Source organism: Myxococcales bacterium, assembly GCA_016699535.1.
Classification (GTDB): domain Bacteria; phylum Myxococcota_A; class Polyangia; order Polyangiales.
On sequence record CP064980.1, the window covers coordinates 82,593 to 99,388 of the forward strand.

Here is a 16,796-nt window from a genome sequence, read left to right on the forward strand (position 1 = left end):
ATGACGAAGGGGAAGCAGGTCGCGGACGGGCGAGAACGCAAGACTGACGAGATCCAGCGTGCGCTGGAGGCAATCGTGGGCCGCTACACGCGCGCGCGCGCCTACGAGGCATTCGGGAAGCAGAACCCGCTCTGGGCTGAGTTCGAACGCGTCGCTTCGGCACTCAAGGGTTCAGCCGACGTCGTCCGGTTTCCGAATGTCGTCGTCCGCTGGTCCGCAGGTCAGGGGCGCTGGGCGACGGTTCCGTGGATCGCTGCCCTCGACTCTCGAGAGACCAGCAAGACCAGCGAGGGCGTCTACGTCATCTACCTATTCCGCGCCGACATGTCCGGCGTGTACCTCACGCTCAACCAGGGAACCTCTTGGGTGATGGCAGGCTACGGCGGCAGCGGCCCCGCTCAGCTTCGTGAACGAGCGGCTCAGCTCCGGGCACGCTCAGGCTCGCTCAAGGCCGCAGGCTTCGATGTGAGCGAAGGGATCGACCTCAAGAGCGACGTGCCGCTGATCCGCGGGTACCAAGACTCGACGGTCGCCTACAAGTTCTACGCGCGAAACCAGATCCCCGATGACGCGGCTCTGCTCAAGGATCTCGCTGCCGTGCTCGCCGTCTACGACAAGCTCGTGCCGTCGCGAAGGATCCTCGGCCTGCCGGGCGAGGGCTCGATGCGCGACCGCCTTCGGTCGAACTACGAGGACGACTGAGCGACGGCGCGCGTGGGCGGCTGCGCTTCGTCCTCGCTGCGCGAGCCGCTGGCCAGTTAAACGTCAGCGGCTCCGTCCCGCGAAAACGGGCCTCGCTGTTAAACGCTCTCGGTTCCTCTCTCCCCGCGGGCCAGAAGAGAGAGCGCGAACGCCGTCCAGAACGCCCTCGTCGCGCGCTCCTTCACGCCCGCGGCGCTCTCTGCGCGAACGCTGTCCACGCGCGCGTCGTGCTCGCCGAGCGTCGAAGGTCGCGGAAACGTGGGGGAGAAACGCAACGGCCCCGGAGATCGCTCTCCGAGGCCGCTGTTAAAAAGTGCGGGGTCGCGTTTCCGCGACCCCGCGTGAATGGCTCCGGGAGCAGGACTCGAACCTGCGACCAGGCGATTAACAGCCGCCCGCTCTACCAACTGAGCTATCGCGGAAAAGTCTGCGCACTCTATCTCGACGACAGATCCTGTCAATACTATTTCAATCGATCAGTGAGATCAAAAAAGCACTATAAAACCACTAAGACCCGGAACCTTCCTGATTTTTGTAAGCTTTGATAATTGCTTCGACTTCTTCGCGGTCGATAGCGGTGGCTGGAGCAAGATCGAGATAATGCTGATAGTGCTCAAGGGCCTCTGCTCGGCGGTGCTCAAGCACAAGAGCTTCGGCAATAAGGCGATGTGCTTCGGATAACCAGTCCGGGGCGTCTGTCTCGGAGCTGCCCGCTTTAACGGCTCTTTCTAGAGCGTCTAATCCAGGCTTCACGCGGCCGCTTTCGATCATCAATGCACCCAAACGATACCACCACTGGCCCTTGCGCTCATCATAAGACACTGCTTGCTCGTAAGCTTCGATGGCTTGGCTTATCTTGCGAAGTTGATCGTAGGCATCGCCAAGGTCAGCATAAACTTCATAGCGGCTTGGCTTAATCTTTATGACTCGCTCAAAGTCTCGACGAGCATCTTCCACGGCGCCGGTTCGCAACATTACCTTGCCACGCACCCAATATGCATCACCAAGACTCGGATCGAGTTTGATGGCAGTATTGGAAAAATCCAGCGCAGAGCCAATATTTGTTCCAGCCTCAAGGGCCGCCCACCCTGCATACATAAAATATTCGCCTTGCTTCGAGTCAAGCGCCGTCGCTTTTCTAAACTCCTCGAGCGCAACGTTTAATTTTTTACGATCGAAAGCCACTCGGCCCATGAAAAAGGCAACCTCGGCCGAGTTAGGTCGAATTTCCCGTACCTTTTCCAGCGTCTCGGCAGCTGCATCGGTATGCCCGGCTTCGACTTGGCTTGCACCTAGACGCATCAAAAGATTCGAGTCCTGCGGGCTTTTCTCAAGTGCAGTTCGATAATTTCGCACAGCAGCCTCCCACTGACCACGTGCTTCAAAGATGCGTCCTTGCTCGACAGCTAGTCCAGGAAAAGAAGGATCTTTCTTCTCAACCTCGTTGAGCACCGAACTTGCTTCATCCAGCTTACCGGCGTGTCGCAGTCCCATGCCTAGATCAAAACGAGCAGGAAGATTGTCCGGTTCAAGTTCAAGAGCTGATCTAAACTGCTTTAATGCTGCGTCGATTTCACCTCTTGAAAGCTCAGCTCTACCTAGCATGCGCCGACGCTCGGCGTTGTCTGCGACTTTGCCCTCCGCATTACGCAAAATTCGAGCCGCATCTTCGGTCTTATCCATTGAGAAGAAAAGCTGTGAAAGAGCCAGGTATCCAGAGAAGTCATGTGGTGCGATTTTTATAGCTTCCCGATACAGCTTCTCCGCGACATCCGGATTTTTGAGAGCCTCTTCTGCCTTTCCAAGCCATAGTTTTACTTCTGGATCCTCGGGTAGCTCAGTCGCCAACGCTGCCATGAGTTCCTTAGCCGATTGAGCACGTTCGAGCTCCAGCATGGCTTGAGCCGCACCGAGCTTCGCACTCACCACGGGATCATTGCGATCGCCCGTGATCTGAAGCGGTTCCTTATCTTCGCTGGATTTCGAATTGATAACGGAATCAAAACGCGCAAGCGCATCACCAGGTCGTTTATCAGCAAGCAAAACTCGACCGGCGCCCAAGAGCGCTTCTGTTCTGCCAGCATCCGCCGCTAAAGCTTTCTCAAAAACCAACGACGCTTCGCCAATACGTCCTTCTTGCTCGTAAATCAAACCAAGCAAAGACCACGCTGCGCCGCGTTGATATTTGGAAGCTGCTAGCACTTGACCTTCCACTTTTTTGAGACCTGCTCCCTCGTTTGCAAGAGCCTCAATCTCAGGACTACTTTGCCCAAGCTTCTTCCAAAGCAACCGTGCTTTGGCCAAACGCGCCTCAACATGCAAAGGGCTACTCGCAAGCACAGCTTCTGTTTTCTTAATAGCATTAGCGTCCTGGGCTTTGAAAAAAGAAATCCTAGCCAAACCCCATTTTGCTGAGCTGCCGCCTCCGTTTTTCGCAGCGGCTTCAAAAGCCCGTTGAGCATCTTCAATTTTCATGCTTTTTAGAGCCAGTTCACCGGCGAGAAGCTCCACCATCGGATCATTTGGCAACTCAACCCTTGCCTCAGCGAGTTTGCTTAGACTCTCATCAAGCTTGCCTTTGTGCGCATCCGAAGCAGCAACGCCAAGTGACGCTGCGGGAGCATCAAATTGACGGTCTCTGAGCCGCTGCAAAATGCCTGTCATGCGCGTTGTGCTTGCTGCGTTTTCGCCAAAACGAATTTGATGGTAACTCTCATGAAACAAACTTTTGCTTAATAGCAGCCGATTGAGACCGAAACGGTCGCGTCCCTTAGCGAGAATTTGCAAAGCCTTTTTACTGTTCGCAAAGGTATCCTGCACCACAAGGGCTTCTGCTTGTGAAACGATTTGCTTTGCTTCCGCGGGCGTTCCTGCAGCCGGGTAAAAGCGTTCAATAGCATACATGCCAAAATAGCCATAAGGCGTAAAACCAAGACCCGCTCCAAGACCAAGCAACATCAACAAAATACCGCTAGCGATTATAACCGGCATGAACCGCTTTAACTTGCTCGGCCGCTCGTCGGTGTCGTCGATTTCATCGCCACCGAAATCGTCGATAACACCTGGCACTCCGGCTGCTACGTCAAACTCCACACCGCCAGCAGCTTGAGGAATGTCGGCGAATTCCATCGAATCACCCACTTCAGGGGCGCCTAAATCAACTTCACCAAAACCAAGGTCTGCGCTTGCATCATCTTGCTCGAAGCCAAGGTCAGCTTCCGCGCCAATATCGAATTCAGCATCGGGCGCCACGTGCTGCGAATTGTCTGCTGCCGGAGCGGGGCTCGATTGTTCACCAAAGAGCTCTGCAAATGCATCGGCTTCGGTATCGCTATGCCCATCGCTCGTAAGATCGGTCATCAAGTCAAGGGCACTCACATCCGATGGGACAGAATCTTGTCCAAAAATATCGCCTGTTCCAAAGGCGTCAGGCTTACCGCTCGTTCCCTGTAACTCAAAATCCCGATTACCCGAAGAAACTGAAGCCGGCGGATCAGAAAATCCCAACTCAAGATCTTGAAACTCAAGGCCAGCGCTTTCATCTGCTTCGGAAACGGGCATGCTCGGCATGGGGGCAGGTAAACCCGAATCGCCTCGAGGTCGGACCAAGCCTTGTACGTTTTGCGGCGACGGTAGCGCTGCTAGACTTTTAGGAGAAGGAAGGTCAACACCCAACGAAGCGGCGGGCAAATTCGGATCGTACTTGCCAACGGCTTTTGAACTTTCCTGACCCGGAGCAACACTTGGCGCTTTTAATTCCAGATCAAAACTTAGTTCAGATTCTGATGATTGTTCACTCGCTGCCTTTTTGGATGTTGGAAGATCTCGAACGGTGCTCGAGGCAACTCGGGCAGGCAAATCAACTTTCTGAGGAAGGCCCGGTAGTTCAGCAAATCCATCTTTACCAGGCATTTTTCCGGGAGCAGGAAGATCAACTACATAAGGGCCCTCGGATTGATTTTGCGCCGCGGGAATGCTCAAAGCGGGCAGATCGGCATCCAAAGAAGGCAACAACGATGCTTTATCAAAGCGAAGATTTTTAGATACAAAAGGTGGGCTACTTGCTCTGGGCGCTGGAAGATCGGCATTATCGCGAAGTGCAGGTAAATCCGGATCAAAGCCTGGAGATTTGGCTCTAATCGAAGGAGGCGGAGGTGGTGGCTTCTTTACCGCCGGCAGCTTGCTAACTTGTTTTGGATCGAAACCTTTGCGAATCGATGCAAGTTCGACCCGGCCGAGCACTGGGGGTACCGAAATTTCAACTTTGCGAGGAAGATCGGAAGTTTGCAATCCACGTGGCAGTGGCGTTGCGCGACGTGTTTTTTCATGAGGCAACGCAACACCCGGTTTTGATGCAGGCAGTTCCGCACTTGGCGCTGCAGGTGGTCTTACGGTAAACGAAGTACCACACTTTGGGCAGCGCATCTTTGTGCCGCCGGAAGGCAATCGTCGTTCATCTACATCATATGGCGCTTTGCACGAGGCACAGGTAATTTTCATGCCAATGGACCCCACGTTTTCATCTACAATTTGGATGCTAACACGCTTCTCCTTGACCTCGAACATCTCTGCAGCATAAATGAACGACATGAAGCACACTGTGAGCCTAGAAATCGGTGGTACTCGATACCGCCTGAGTGCAGACGCAGAGGAAGAACACCTACGAAAACTCGGTCAAATTGTGAATGATCGGATTGAAGCGCTAGGAAATGGGGCCGACCGCGCAAGTGCCGCCCAAAAATTGGTAGTGGTAGCGCTAGGCCTGGCCGATGACCTTCTGTCGCTGGAAAATCGCCAACGCGTCCTGCAGCAAACCACGAAGGATATCGTTCAAAGCGCCATCGATCGTATCGATCAACGCTTGGAGCTTGGCCAAAACGCCTAAGCTTGATCGTAAAAGCCATGGTACTCAAAGCGCTCGATCTTCCCGAAGACCAATTGCGCGCTCAGGTTAAGGCGCAGCTGCGTGCTCGCATGCAAAGCCTTCGCGATGCCCTTCCTTTGCAAGCAGGTCAGAAGCGTGCATCAAAAATTATCGAAACACTTAAAAATACCGCTGAGCTCAAAAAGGCGAAAACCTTAGCAGCATATTTACCTTTCGGAAGCGAGATAGAACTCAGACCATTCCTAGAGGATTGGTTGGCAAAAGGTAAAATACTTTTTCTACCGCGCTCGCAGCTGAGCAACCACACGATGAGCTTTCATCGCGTCTTTTCATTGCAAGCGCTGCAACCAGGAAGCTTTGATATCGAAGAGCCTGCTGGCGATGCGCCTCTTCTGGAAGACAGCTCCTTGGACGTCATCCTTGTACCCGCGCTGGCCGTTGATCCGACAGGACACCGCATCGGCTATGGACGAGGCTACTATGATCGATGGTTCGCGCAGTCCCAAACGACTGCTTTTCGCATCTGTCTCGTTTATGACTTTCAATTGATCCCAGAAGCTCCTGCCCACGAGCACGATCAGCTGGTTCAACTTGTTATTACCGACACCGCTAGCTATCGAACTAAGCTAGCTGCCAAGTAAACGTCGCAAACTTTCATTAACGAGTTTGGGATTAGCGGCGCCACCTGTTGCCCTCATCACTTGACCGACAAAGAAACCAATCAGCGACTGCTTGCCATCTTTGTATTGCGCCACTTTATCCGGATTCGCATCGAGAACTTTTTGTACCTCGGCATCGATCGCTCCCACATCGGTAACCTGCGCTAGCCCCTGCTCATCGACAATCTGCTTAGGCGTATGCCCGGTACTAATCATGGCGGAAAATACATCTTTCGCCATTTTTCCACTGATAACGTTGTCTTCCACCAAAATCAAAAGCTCAGCAAGATCTTGCGCCGTCACCGGTATATTGGCTTCTAAACCTGTGGTCTGCGTGTGTCTTAGGACTTCCCCTTGCACAAAATTAGCAACCCGCTTGCCGATCGCATCGGTTTTTTTCGAAGGCCACTGTTTCTTGCAAAGCTGCACGCTCTGTTCAAAGAAACCCGCTACAGCCGGATGGCCACTAAGAACCTCGGCGTCTTTTTCAGTTAAGCCAAGTTCACTTTGCCACCGCTCACGTTTGGCTTCAGCCAGTTCAGGAAGCTTTTCTTTTTGTTCAGCGATAAAGCTTTCTCTCAATACCAAAGGTGGTAGGTCGGGATCGGGGAAATAGCGGTAGTCATGCGCTTCTTCCTTTCCGCGCATCGCCAAAGTCTTGCCTTGCCCATCGCTCCATGTTCGCGTTTCTTGAACAACGGTTCCACCGCCTGAGATCAAGGCTTCTTGACGAATTATTTCGTATTCGATGGCTTTGCGAACGAAACGAAAGGAATTGATATTTTTTAGCTCGACACGCGTACCAAATTTTTCTTGACCCACAGGACGAATCGAGACGTTTGCATCACAGCGAAAGGAGCCCTCTTCAAGATTGCCATCGTTTACGCCAACAAAAAGCAGCACTTCACGAAGCTGCCGCAAATAAGCCTCTGCTTCGGCAGCGCTTCGCATATCGGGGTGACTAACAATTTCGATCAACGGAACGCCGGAACGGTTAAAGTCGACCAAGGTGTCGCTTCCGCCACCTGCGCCGTGAATATTCTTTGCTGCATCTTCTTCCATGTGGATTCGCTGAATCCGCAAAGTGCGGGGTTTGTTGTCGATTTGAATCTCGACTTTCCCCTCTTCAGCATAGGGACGATCGAATTGCGAGATCTGATAGCCCTTCGGTAGATCTGGATAGAAATAGTGCTTGCGATCAAAACGACTCCAAGGGCGAACGCTGCAGCCTAGAGCCAAAGCCGCTTGCACAGCCATTTCAACAGCCTTCGCGTTCAGGACCGGCAATGCACCAGGCAATCCCAGACACACGGGTGCGATCTGTGTGTTGGGAGCAGCCCCAAACGCAGCCGATGCTGTTGAAAACAACTTTGAGTGACTGAGTAATTGGGCGTGCACCTCTAGACCAATCACAGGTTCAAACGCAGACTTGCTGCTGGCATTATGCTCTTTTAATGCGGTAGACATGACGGAGCTTATACTGCAAGGTTCCTTTTTAGGCGAGAGCATGGCTGGGCAGATTCTAATTATCGATGATGACAAAGCTTTTGGCAGCGGACTTGCCAGAAACCTACGTGGCGACGGGCATGAAGTCAGTGTCGCGCGAAACGCAAAAGAAGCTCGCCTGGCCATGAGCCAAGAGGCCGACGCGGTCGTCCTCGACTATCAACTTCCCGACGGGAACGGCATCAACCTGCTTCAGGAGCTCAAATCGCTTTACCCCAACGTCATGTTTATCATGGTTACAGCCTTTCCCGACGTTGATATCGCTGTGCAAGCCATGCGCGGCGGGGCCTTTGACTACGTCTCCAAAGGCAGCGACATTCGCGAATCGCTGTTGCGTATTGAGCGCGGTGTTGACGTCGCTACACTAAAACGCCAGGTAGCTGAAACCGCTTTACAGGACGAGCACGGAACCCCTGCCGATCAAATGCTGCTAGGCAAAAGCCCACAAATGCATCGCTTGCGCGAAACACTCGATGCATTGGCGGTCGCCGACAATACAACGGTACTTGTCTCTGGAGAAACAGGCACCGGTAAAAGCTTGATTGCACGCATCGTACACGGACGATCAAAAAGGCGATACGAACCTTTTGTCGCAGTTGACTGCACAACAATTCCAACCACCCTCATTGAAAGCGAACTATTCGGACATCAAAAAGGCGCGTTCAGTGGTGCTATCAAAACGAAACAGGGCCGCGTCGAAGTCGCTGGCAACGGAACCTTGTTTCTTGATGAGATTGGCGAACTTGATCTTGCGATTCAAACAAAATTACTTCGACTAATTGAGGAGCGCGAGTTTACTCGAGTGGGAGGAACACATCCACTTAGCCTACGCGCACGCATTATCACCGCTACCAATCGCAATTTATCTCGAGCGGTAGAAGAAGGACGTTTTCGTCAAGACTTACGATTCCGCTTGGAAGTGTTCGTCGTTGAAGTTCCCACACTGCGTGAACGAAGCTATGACATTGCATTGCTCGCAAACCATTTCGTTCAGGAGCAAGCACGCGCACTTGGTCGAGAGGGACTAACCCTCGACGGCGAAGTGCTTGCTTTAATGGAGCGTTACCCTTTTCCAGGAAACATTCGAGAACTTAAAAACATGATCGCGCAAGCCGCTTTGCTCGCACGTGATGCTCTTTTGGGCATTGACGAATTTCCCGTGCTTCGACGTGTCAAAAGTGGTTGGTCCCCACCCATACAAAGCCAAAGACCGAGTAGCCGACCTTTGGATTCTACACCGCCACGCTATCGCCTTAGTCAGTCTCCAGAATCGACACTCAAAGACTCACGTCCTCTTTCAAGAGGCTCAAGACCACCTTACGCACTCTCCGAAATACGTAAAAAACATCAACTCACTGAAAAACAGAATTTGATTGAAGCGCTCAGCGCTACCGGGGGAAATGTAACCCAGGCGGCCAAGCAACTTGGTCTTTCGCGTTTTCAGTTAATGCGCCGGCTAAAAAAATACCAGCTGGATAAGTAAAAATCGTGCGAAACCGATCCGATATTGTGCGACTTAAAGCGCGCTTTCGCACGATCTCGCCCGTTTGAAAGATCTCAATCTAAGAATATCATTTGATTTCAGCCAATCTCAAGCTGGCACGAAGTTTGTATATCTAAAGGTCTAGATGGTTGAAAACCACCATAGCGCAACAAACCCGCGCGACCTTAGCTGGAGCGATACCCAAACCCGGGAGGCCCTTGCCCAATACAGGGGCCTCCTTATTCATCTTGCGAAAAAATACAGCTTTGCAGCACAGCAATGCGGCGGGCTCGACACTGAAGATCTGGTCTCCGAAGGACAAATCGCTACGCTGGAAGCATTACGCGACTTCCGCAATTTCGGCATGAGCGAAAAAAACTGGGTTGCTCTCAGAGTCCGACAACGCATGATCGACGCGATTCGTAGAATGGATCCCCGATCACGGACCACCACCTGCCGGTCCCAAACCCACGAGGCAGAAACAGCCAATCCGTCCCCTCCTCGACTGCGTCTGGTGCATGGTTATAAAAACACTCAAGAAAAAGCTCCGATCTACGATTACTCCCAAGCCATTCGTCTTGTGGCGGACTCAGATACGCCTACCGCTGACGACATCGTATACAGGAACTCACAGCGACAACTTATTGCCACTGCGTTAACCTATTTATCGGAACGTCAACGCATGGCTTTGCAACTAAAACTACAAGAGGATTTAGACCTTCAAGAAATCGGGATACGCATGGGGATAAGCATCTCCCGCGTCCGCCAATTGCAGCAACGCGCGATTGCAAATTTGCACCAACTTGTCGTTCACAATTCTGAAGCGCAAACGGCCTAGTAAACGGAAACTCAAGGAAACGAGAAGCATGTCGACAAACGAAAAATCACACAAACCACTACCGCGCGCTTCGATACTGCTTGTCGATGATGAACCTCTTTTTTTGAGAAGCATAAAACGTGACCTTATTCGCCTTGGTTACAGCACCGCCTCAGCGAGCGACCCGAGTATCGCCTTAGCCATGTTGGAAGTGCGGCACTTCGACGTTGTGGTTTCCGATTTACAGATGCCCATGCCAGACGGACAGGTATTTGCTGTCCATGCATCGCGTACGGCACCCACTACCCCCATTGTAGTTCTAACAGGCGAAGATAGCTTAAGGCGTATTCACGAATCGCTCGATCACACCACAGTTGAAGCTGTTATGCCCAAGCCCTATCAAACTCAGCAACTCGAAGAAGCCATTCAAAAAGCGCTAGTGCAAAGTCGCATTCGCTTGCAGAGCCATGAGGGTGAAGCGCGTGTTATTGCCACAGGTCTAGTGCGGGCACTGGCTCTTCGGGACATTGAGACTGAAAGTCATTCAAGACGCGTAGCCGCTTGGGCTGCTATTTTAGGGAAAGCCTTCGGTATCGATGGGGAAGAGCTTCTACAGATCGAACTTGGATCTCTTTTGCATGATGTGGGGAAAATAGGCGTCCCCGATTCGATTCTGCGTAAGCCTGGAAAACTCGACGCCGAGGAGTGGAATGAGATGCGCAAACATCCTGCCTATGGACGTGAAATGGTCAGTGGCATTGCAGCACTTGAAGGTGCCAGCAAAGTTATTTACGGCCACCATGAACGCTGGGACGGCAAAGGATATCCTCATGGCTTAGTTGGCAAAGACATTCCGATTGGCGCGAGAATTTTTGCGATTGTGGACACCTACGATGCCATGACAAGTGATCGTGTTTATCGAGCTGCACTTTCACACGACGATGCTGTCGAGGAGATTCGGAGTTTGGCAGAGGTACAGTACGATCCCAGACTTGTTGAATGTTTCTTGGCAATTGATCCAGACATGTGGCAGGACATTCGACAACGCTTTCGAGATGATCGGCTCTCTTTCGTTGAAATGGAGAAGCACGACGAAACGGCCGCTGCCTAAATCGTTACACCCCTTGAAATACGTTAAATCGGTGGCGCTCCTGGCGCATTGTGCGTAGATTTAGGACATGCATGCTTTGCTCAAAGGACTGATTTCTCGGCTTCCTCTAAAGCCTGGCGTGTACATCTTTAAAAACGCTCAGTCGGAATATCTTTATATCGGCAAGGCAAGCAACCTACGAAATCGGGTGCGCAGCTATTTCCAAGAGAGCACAACCGATACGCGCTTTTTCATTCCTTTTTTACACGATGAAGTTGAGAGCATTGAAACGATCGTCGTGGCCAATGAAAAAGAAGCTGCGCTTCTTGAAAACACGCTCATCAAACAGCACAAGCCCAAGTACAATGTTAAGCTTCGTGATGACAAAGAGTACCTCTCTTTACGACTTGACCCCAAGATAGCCTGGCCCCGATTGGAAGCGGTTCGAAAACCGCAGGACGACGAAGCGCTGTATTTCGGACCCTACCCGTCTGCGACTACCGCACGACGCACGCTACGCTTGATTAATCGACACTTCAGACTTCGAACCTGCACGGACCGCGAGTTCTCTTCAAGAAAACGCCCCTGCTTGCAATACCAAATCAAACGCTGTCCAGCACCATGCGTACTTTCCGTTGATAAAGCGCAATATGATGAACAGATAAAAAGTGTGGCTCTCTTTCTCAACGGTCAACACGATCGCCTTTTAAATTTACTAAACCAGCGAATGCACGAAGCATCACTGGACGAGTCTTATGAACTGGCGGCTATTTACCGAGACCAACTAAACGCCGTACAGAACGCCGTTGAAAAACAAAGTGTCGCTATGAACACGTCTTTGGATCAGGATGTGATCCATCTTTTTCGCGAAGAGAAAAACGCTGCTATTGCAATGCTTTGGATCCGTTCCGGAAAACTCATTCAAGTCCGTAATTTTTTCATCAAGAACATTCACATACCGGACGAGGAGCTTTTAAGCGCTTTTGTCTCTGACTATTACAGCAACATGTCGTTTGCACCGGATGAGATAGTAGTCCCACAAAAGCTTGAGCTGATGGATGGCATCCAAGCCATGCTTAGTGAAAAAGGAAAAAAAGCAGTCAAACTTCGAGTCCCGCAAAAAGGTATTCGCTTGAAGCTCCTATCCCTTGCACGAGACAACGCTGAGAAGAATTTCAAAGAACATAAAAAGCAGCAACTGAATCGTGACGCCATGTTGGCTTCACTTCAAAAACTTTTACGTCTTGAGACCTTACCGAGGCGCATCGAGTGCATCGATATCTCTCATAGCGCTGGTCAAGACACTGTAGCGTCAATTGTCTCGATGCAAGATGGTCTCCTTAATAGCGACGGGTACCGCAGCTTTACGATAAAGACAACAAACAGTGGCGATGACTACACCGCGATGCATGAAGCCCTTAGTCGACGCTTTCGTAGAGCGCGCGATCAAGAAAAAGGCTGGGAACTTCCCGACCTTCTGGTCGTAGACGGCGGCAAAGGTCAACTCAAGATAGCTGAGACTGTTCTAAGAGAAATGGCCATTGATAATGTCGCTATAGCAGGCCTTGCCAAAGGCCGCATCAACGCATTAGGACAATCGGTCGAGGAACGCATTTTTACTGTAAATCGAAAGAACCCTGTCAGCGTTTCGGATCACCGTGAAACTCTTTTTCTTACCACCTTACGTGATGAAGCCCACCGTCGCGCCAACCGTCTGCGGATCGGAAAAAACGCGCAGCGCTTCCGTATACAGCGCCTTGATCAAATAGCTGGAGTGGGAAAAAAGACTCGCATCAACCTTATCAAGGCACTTGGATCACTCGACGCTGTAAAAAAAGCGGACCTTCCGCAGCTGCTCGCAGCGGGAGCAAACAAAAAGCAAGCTCAAGCCATCTATGAGATCTTTCATGGCGATGCAAGCGCCGCATCTCAAGAAGCAGAGCTGAGCGCTGTTGATAATGCTTTTGACCTTGAGTAGGCAACTGGAGGAATAGTTTTTAGCTATCAACAGCCGGCAATCGCATCTCAAAACGTGCTCCGCCGTGAGCTGCTGCACCGGCGCTTATACTTCCACCTAAACTCTCAACAATGTTGTGACAAACCGCGAGGCCCAGTCCAGTTCCTCCGCCAACGTCTTTGGTGGTTACAAAGGGATCAAAAAGTTTCTCAGCGATCTTTGGATCAATACCTGGGCCAGAATCTGTCACTGCAAGAAGTACCATATTGCGGTTGGGAAGCGCCGATAACTCAATTTGGATACTACCTTCTCCGTCGATGGCGTCTGCGGCATTGAGCAGCAAGTTAAGGAGTACTTGAGTGAGTTCGTCTGCATCTCCTTTGACATGCGGAGTGCCTTCAACGATACGCCTTTCAATGGTGACATTGCTCATATCTTTTTGAGGCGTCACCAAGCGAACGGCGTGCTCGATCACTTCGGATAAGTTACTGCGTGACTCACTTGCTTTAGGAGAAGGCCCCTGACGGGAAAAATCAAGCAAGCCACGTATGATTTTATTTATGCGCTCAGTTTCACGTTGAATGCGGTCAAGAAATTCTTTGTTCTCTTCTTTGCTGAGCCTTCCCGCTTGAATCAACTGAACAAAACCCAGAATCGCTGCTAAGGGGTTGCCGATTTCATGGGCAACGCCTGCAGCCAAACGCCCTACCGATGCAAGCTTTTCACTGCGCACTAAATCGCGTTGCGCTTCTTTCAGCTTTTTTGTGGTTTCTTCTAAGCGACGAACACGATCGACCAAAGCTTCGCGTTCAGCGCGAAGCTGTTGCGCCATGTTGTTGTAGACTGCTGCTAAGTGAGCAATCTCAGCAACACCTTGCACGGGAACCGCTTCATATGCACCACCCATGGTCAAACGTTGCGAGGCGCGGGTGAGGCGCTCGACGGGCCGTACAATGCCATAGGTTAATGCAACAAAGGTAAGCAGCAGCATAAAACCACCAGCCACAATCACGTAGGGAATGAGCAAACGGCCAGCCGACTGGTGAACGGCATTGTCGGGACGTTTGACCCAAAGTCTAACTTCGCCGCCTTCTCTTAGCGGAGCACGAACGGCCTGTCCTCGCTCCGGGCTTCCCCAGACAAAGGTCGTTTTGCCAGCAGCATCAATACGGGCTGCAACAAGACCCGAGCCATGCGATAGCGCCGCTAAGATATCGCGCCAGGACTGCTGTTTTTGAATGTCATGCCCATCGTCAATCATCGCAGCAAGAACGCGTGCGTTGGCGGAGGCAGCTCGCATGCGATCAACTGATCGCACATGCTCCATAAGAGGCCCTGCTGCTACCCCGATGAGCAGAAAGGAGCCCGCAAATGCCACGCAAAGCACAATCATGATTTGTGCGCGCAAGCCAAGACGGGTGTAGTGGTGCAGCATTTAGCTCATCGCATGAAGCTGGGACTTCGCGTAGAAAATTCCCTGGACACTGGCTGCGTAATCTGGCCTCAAGCGACGTTTGGGCACCGGTGGGGCAAAGCCCTCAAGACGCGTCGATAGAAGATGCTTTGAGACGCGATCAAAGTACTTAAAGCGAATTGCAATGGCGCGACCTTCGTCACTGCGACGGTAACCGTGTATGGTGCGCACAACTTCGGCTTCTGCATCAAACCATAAATTGCCCACAGGTGATTTGAACGAGACGACCAGCTGCTCTCCCGGAGCAACATACTTGTCCGTCTCCACTTGCATCCCTTCGATGGAAAGATCCAAAGTACGTTGGCCAAGCAATTCAAACTGCGCGTCGGAAACGACCTGACAAGGCACATTCACTGCTCGACGAAGAACTTGCCGGTTAGAAGCTGTAAGCACAATTGAAGCCATCTTTCCCCTCCAGAACTCAGCATAGGGCTAGCGAAGTCCTGAGGTCCAAAAATGGCATACACATACCTACATCTGAGCACACAAAACGAAAAGCGCTTTATTTTCAGCGATCTAAACTGTCGATGCGCATCTTAAGATCGGCGTAGCGCCGTAAAAAAGCTTCATGGTGACGCCGAAAGGCCCGGATGTAGCGCCTTTCCTGCTGCAACTGTCGCAGCTCGTTGATTACAGACTGCAAGCGTTCGACAAGGTAGCCCGTTCCAGTAAAAGGCCGCTCAACATCAATCGCATGCCCGCCCTGATACCGTTCTAAATGGCCACCGTTTTGCTCCGAATAGAGTAACCCAATCGTTTCTGCGTGATAGTTTTGAATGGATTTTAAAAGGGTGGGACCGGGAAGGTCTTGAAGCTCCGCGCGCACCGCTACAATCTCGAAGGGCTGATCCGATGCTTTTTCAAGCGCAGCGCCGCCATTCATCTCCATATGCAAATCGCATTCCTTGGCGTCCATGCCGCGTCGGGCAGCCTCAAGAATTTCTTTGCGATCATCGACCAACAACACACGTGGTCGTCGCAGCATAATTGAATCCGAAGCATCTTTGTAAAGCACCCGCCCCATATCAAGCATAATCTTCATGGATTCTTCCAGTACCGACTGTACAGAACGTAAAAGTGTGCTGTCCGCGCTAAGTGAGCCGTGCTTGTCTACCTCACGCAGAACTTCGGCACGCAAACGCGGAATCTCCTCGGGAGTTTTCATGACCACGTCGATGACACCAAGCCGCATGGCAGCCACGGCAGCTTCAAAAGAGCGTCGTGAGGAGAGCAAAAGTACCGAGGTTGCCGGGCTGTGCTCTCGCAGAAAACGTACGAGTTCCAGGCCCGCACCCACACCGCCAAAATCGAGATCCACGATCGCAACAGAGAAAAACTTCCGAGTGGCTAGATCGCGCGCCTCCATGGGATCGACGACAACCGTGCACAAGTGCCCTTCTTTTTCAAAAAGCTGTTTCATTCCGTCGCGATCGCGACTTAGGGAATCAAGAACTATAATTTCCGAAGAATTTACCATGAAACTACTGCACTAAAGTGGTGCCTTATGACGGGAGTGTTGCAAGACGGAGCATAGCGTAGCTTACGCAGCACAACCACTTTGAAGTGCCCTCTGACAGATCAAAAGCGCAATTTCTACGCTTTGTTCTCAATTTCGGTAGGAAAACAGCTTGAAAAAATCTTTGAAACTTAGAAGCGCATAGCTCGTGAAATCATCAAAGGTAGAAAGACTGCCTGCATGCTCGGAGCCGAGTCCGTGCTGATAGCGAAAACCAAAACGGATAAACAGCCCGCTTGAGCCCTTCCCAAGCAAAATTGGCAGATCGAAGCCTGTTCCCAACACCAAGCCAAGTGCCGCTTCGCCCTCGCTCAGTACCGTAACGGTGCCGATTTCAAGACCAAACGAATCGATCCACAGGTCGATGTAGCGTTCCTGAGAGGAGCGGTTTGTAAAAAAACGCCATAAAAACAAAGGCCTAAGGTCGAGTGCGCTGATAAGATGGTATTCATCGGAAGCACGCATCTCGGCTGCCGCCACAAGACCGATCGAGTCAAGATAGCGGAGCCGAAGATCGGCGACGGCAAAGCCGCGGTGTTCTTCGTTTAGCTCGAGCCCTGCGCCCGCAGCGATGCTATAAGCAAAATCGCCATCCAATCGGCCATAAAGACCGTCTCCTTCGGCAGCCAAGGCCGAAGCGGAAATAAGCCAAAAAAGGCAAAGCGAAACCCCGTAATGAGTTTTGATGGCTGCCACGTTGAAGCTCT

13 protein-coding genes and 1 tRNA gene are annotated in these 16,796 nt (G+C 51.6%); 7 read left to right on the forward strand and 7 right to left on the reverse strand.

What is annotated here, in order from left to right; translation table 11 throughout:
* Positions 1–702, forward strand: coding sequence for a DUF3578 domain-containing protein (locus IPJ88_00480; protein QQR90267.1), 702 nt, complete (start codon positions 1–3; stop codon positions 700–702).
* 346 nt (positions 703–1,048) lie between these two features.
* On the opposite strand, the gene IPJ88_00485 is transcribed toward IPJ88_00480, so the two are convergent.
* Positions 1,049–1,124, reverse strand: a tRNA-Asn gene (locus IPJ88_00485).
* An 85-nt stretch (positions 1,125–1,209) separates the two neighbouring features.
* Entirely contained in the window at positions 1,210–5,202 is a 3,993-nt protein-coding gene (locus IPJ88_00490; GenBank protein QQR90268.1) for a zinc-ribbon domain-containing protein, read from the reverse strand.
* A gap of 88 nt (positions 5,203–5,290) precedes the next feature.
* On the opposite strand from IPJ88_00490, the gene IPJ88_00495 reads away from it, so the two are divergent.
* Together IPJ88_00495 and IPJ88_00500 are read left to right on the forward strand one after the other, a co-directional pair.
* Positions 5,291–5,587, forward strand: a complete 297-nt coding sequence (locus tag IPJ88_00495; protein QQR90269.1) for a cell division protein ZapA — start codon at positions 5,291–5,293, stop codon at positions 5,585–5,587.
* Between the two features lie 17 nt (positions 5,588–5,604).
* Positions 5,605–6,228 carry a 5-formyltetrahydrofolate cyclo-ligase gene (locus tag IPJ88_00500; GenBank protein QQR90270.1) on the forward strand — a complete coding sequence of 208 codons (624 nt, stop codon included), beginning with the start codon at positions 5,605–5,607 and terminating at the stop codon, positions 6,226–6,228.
* On the opposite strand, the gene gatB is transcribed toward IPJ88_00500, so the two are convergent.
* Positions 6,214–7,713 (reverse strand): Asp-tRNA(Asn)/Glu-tRNA(Gln) amidotransferase subunit GatB, encoded by a 1,500-nt coding sequence (gatB, locus tag IPJ88_00505; GenBank protein ID QQR90271.1) that lies wholly within the window; start codon positions 7,711–7,713, stop codon positions 6,214–6,216. The genes IPJ88_00500 and gatB overlap by 15 nt on opposite strands.
* On the opposite strand from gatB, the gene IPJ88_00510 reads away from it, so the two are divergent.
* The 4 genes from IPJ88_00510 (at position 7,712) to uvrC (ending at position 13,120) form a co-directional block, all read left to right on the forward strand.
* Entirely contained in the window at positions 7,712–9,235 is a 1,524-nt protein-coding gene (locus IPJ88_00510; protein QQR90272.1) for a sigma-54-dependent Fis family transcriptional regulator, read from the forward strand. The two genes, gatB and IPJ88_00510, sit on opposite strands and share 2 nt — an antisense overlap.
* Positions 9,236–9,380: 145 nt before the next feature.
* Positions 9,381–10,073: a sigma-70 family RNA polymerase sigma factor gene (locus IPJ88_00515; protein QQR90273.1), complete on the forward strand. Its 693-nt coding sequence runs from the start codon at positions 9,381–9,383 to the stop codon at positions 10,071–10,073.
* A 28-nt stretch (positions 10,074–10,101) separates the two neighbouring features.
* Positions 10,102–11,163 (forward strand): HD domain-containing protein, encoded by a 1,062-nt coding sequence (locus IPJ88_00520; GenBank protein QQR90274.1) that lies wholly within the window; start codon positions 10,102–10,104, stop codon positions 11,161–11,163.
* A 67-nt stretch (positions 11,164–11,230) separates the two neighbouring features.
* A complete protein-coding gene (uvrC, locus tag IPJ88_00525) occupies positions 11,231–13,120 on the forward strand; it encodes an excinuclease ABC subunit UvrC (GenBank protein ID QQR90275.1) in 1,890 nt (629 codons plus the stop codon).
* A 19-nt stretch (positions 13,121–13,139) separates the two neighbouring features.
* On the opposite strand, the gene IPJ88_00530 is transcribed toward uvrC, so the two are convergent.
* The 4 genes from IPJ88_00530 to IPJ88_00545 form a co-directional block, all read right to left on the reverse strand.
* On the reverse strand, positions 13,140–14,534 hold the full coding sequence (locus tag IPJ88_00530; GenBank protein ID QQR90276.1) for a HAMP domain-containing protein: 1,395 nt from the start codon (positions 14,532–14,534) through the stop codon (positions 13,140–13,142).
* A complete protein-coding gene (locus IPJ88_00535) occupies positions 14,535–14,978 on the reverse strand; it encodes a PilZ domain-containing protein (GenBank protein ID QQR90277.1) in 444 nt (147 codons plus the stop codon).
* Between the two features lie 103 nt (positions 14,979–15,081).
* Positions 15,082–16,050 carry a response regulator gene (locus tag IPJ88_00540; GenBank protein ID QQR90278.1) on the reverse strand — a complete coding sequence of 323 codons (969 nt, stop codon included), beginning with the start codon at positions 16,048–16,050 and terminating at the stop codon, positions 15,082–15,084.
* Between the two features lie 129 nt (positions 16,051–16,179).
* On the reverse strand, positions 16,180–16,785 hold the full coding sequence (locus IPJ88_00545; protein ID QQR90279.1) for a hypothetical protein: 606 nt from the start codon (positions 16,783–16,785) through the stop codon (positions 16,180–16,182).
* Positions 16,786–16,796: the final 11 nt, after the last annotated feature.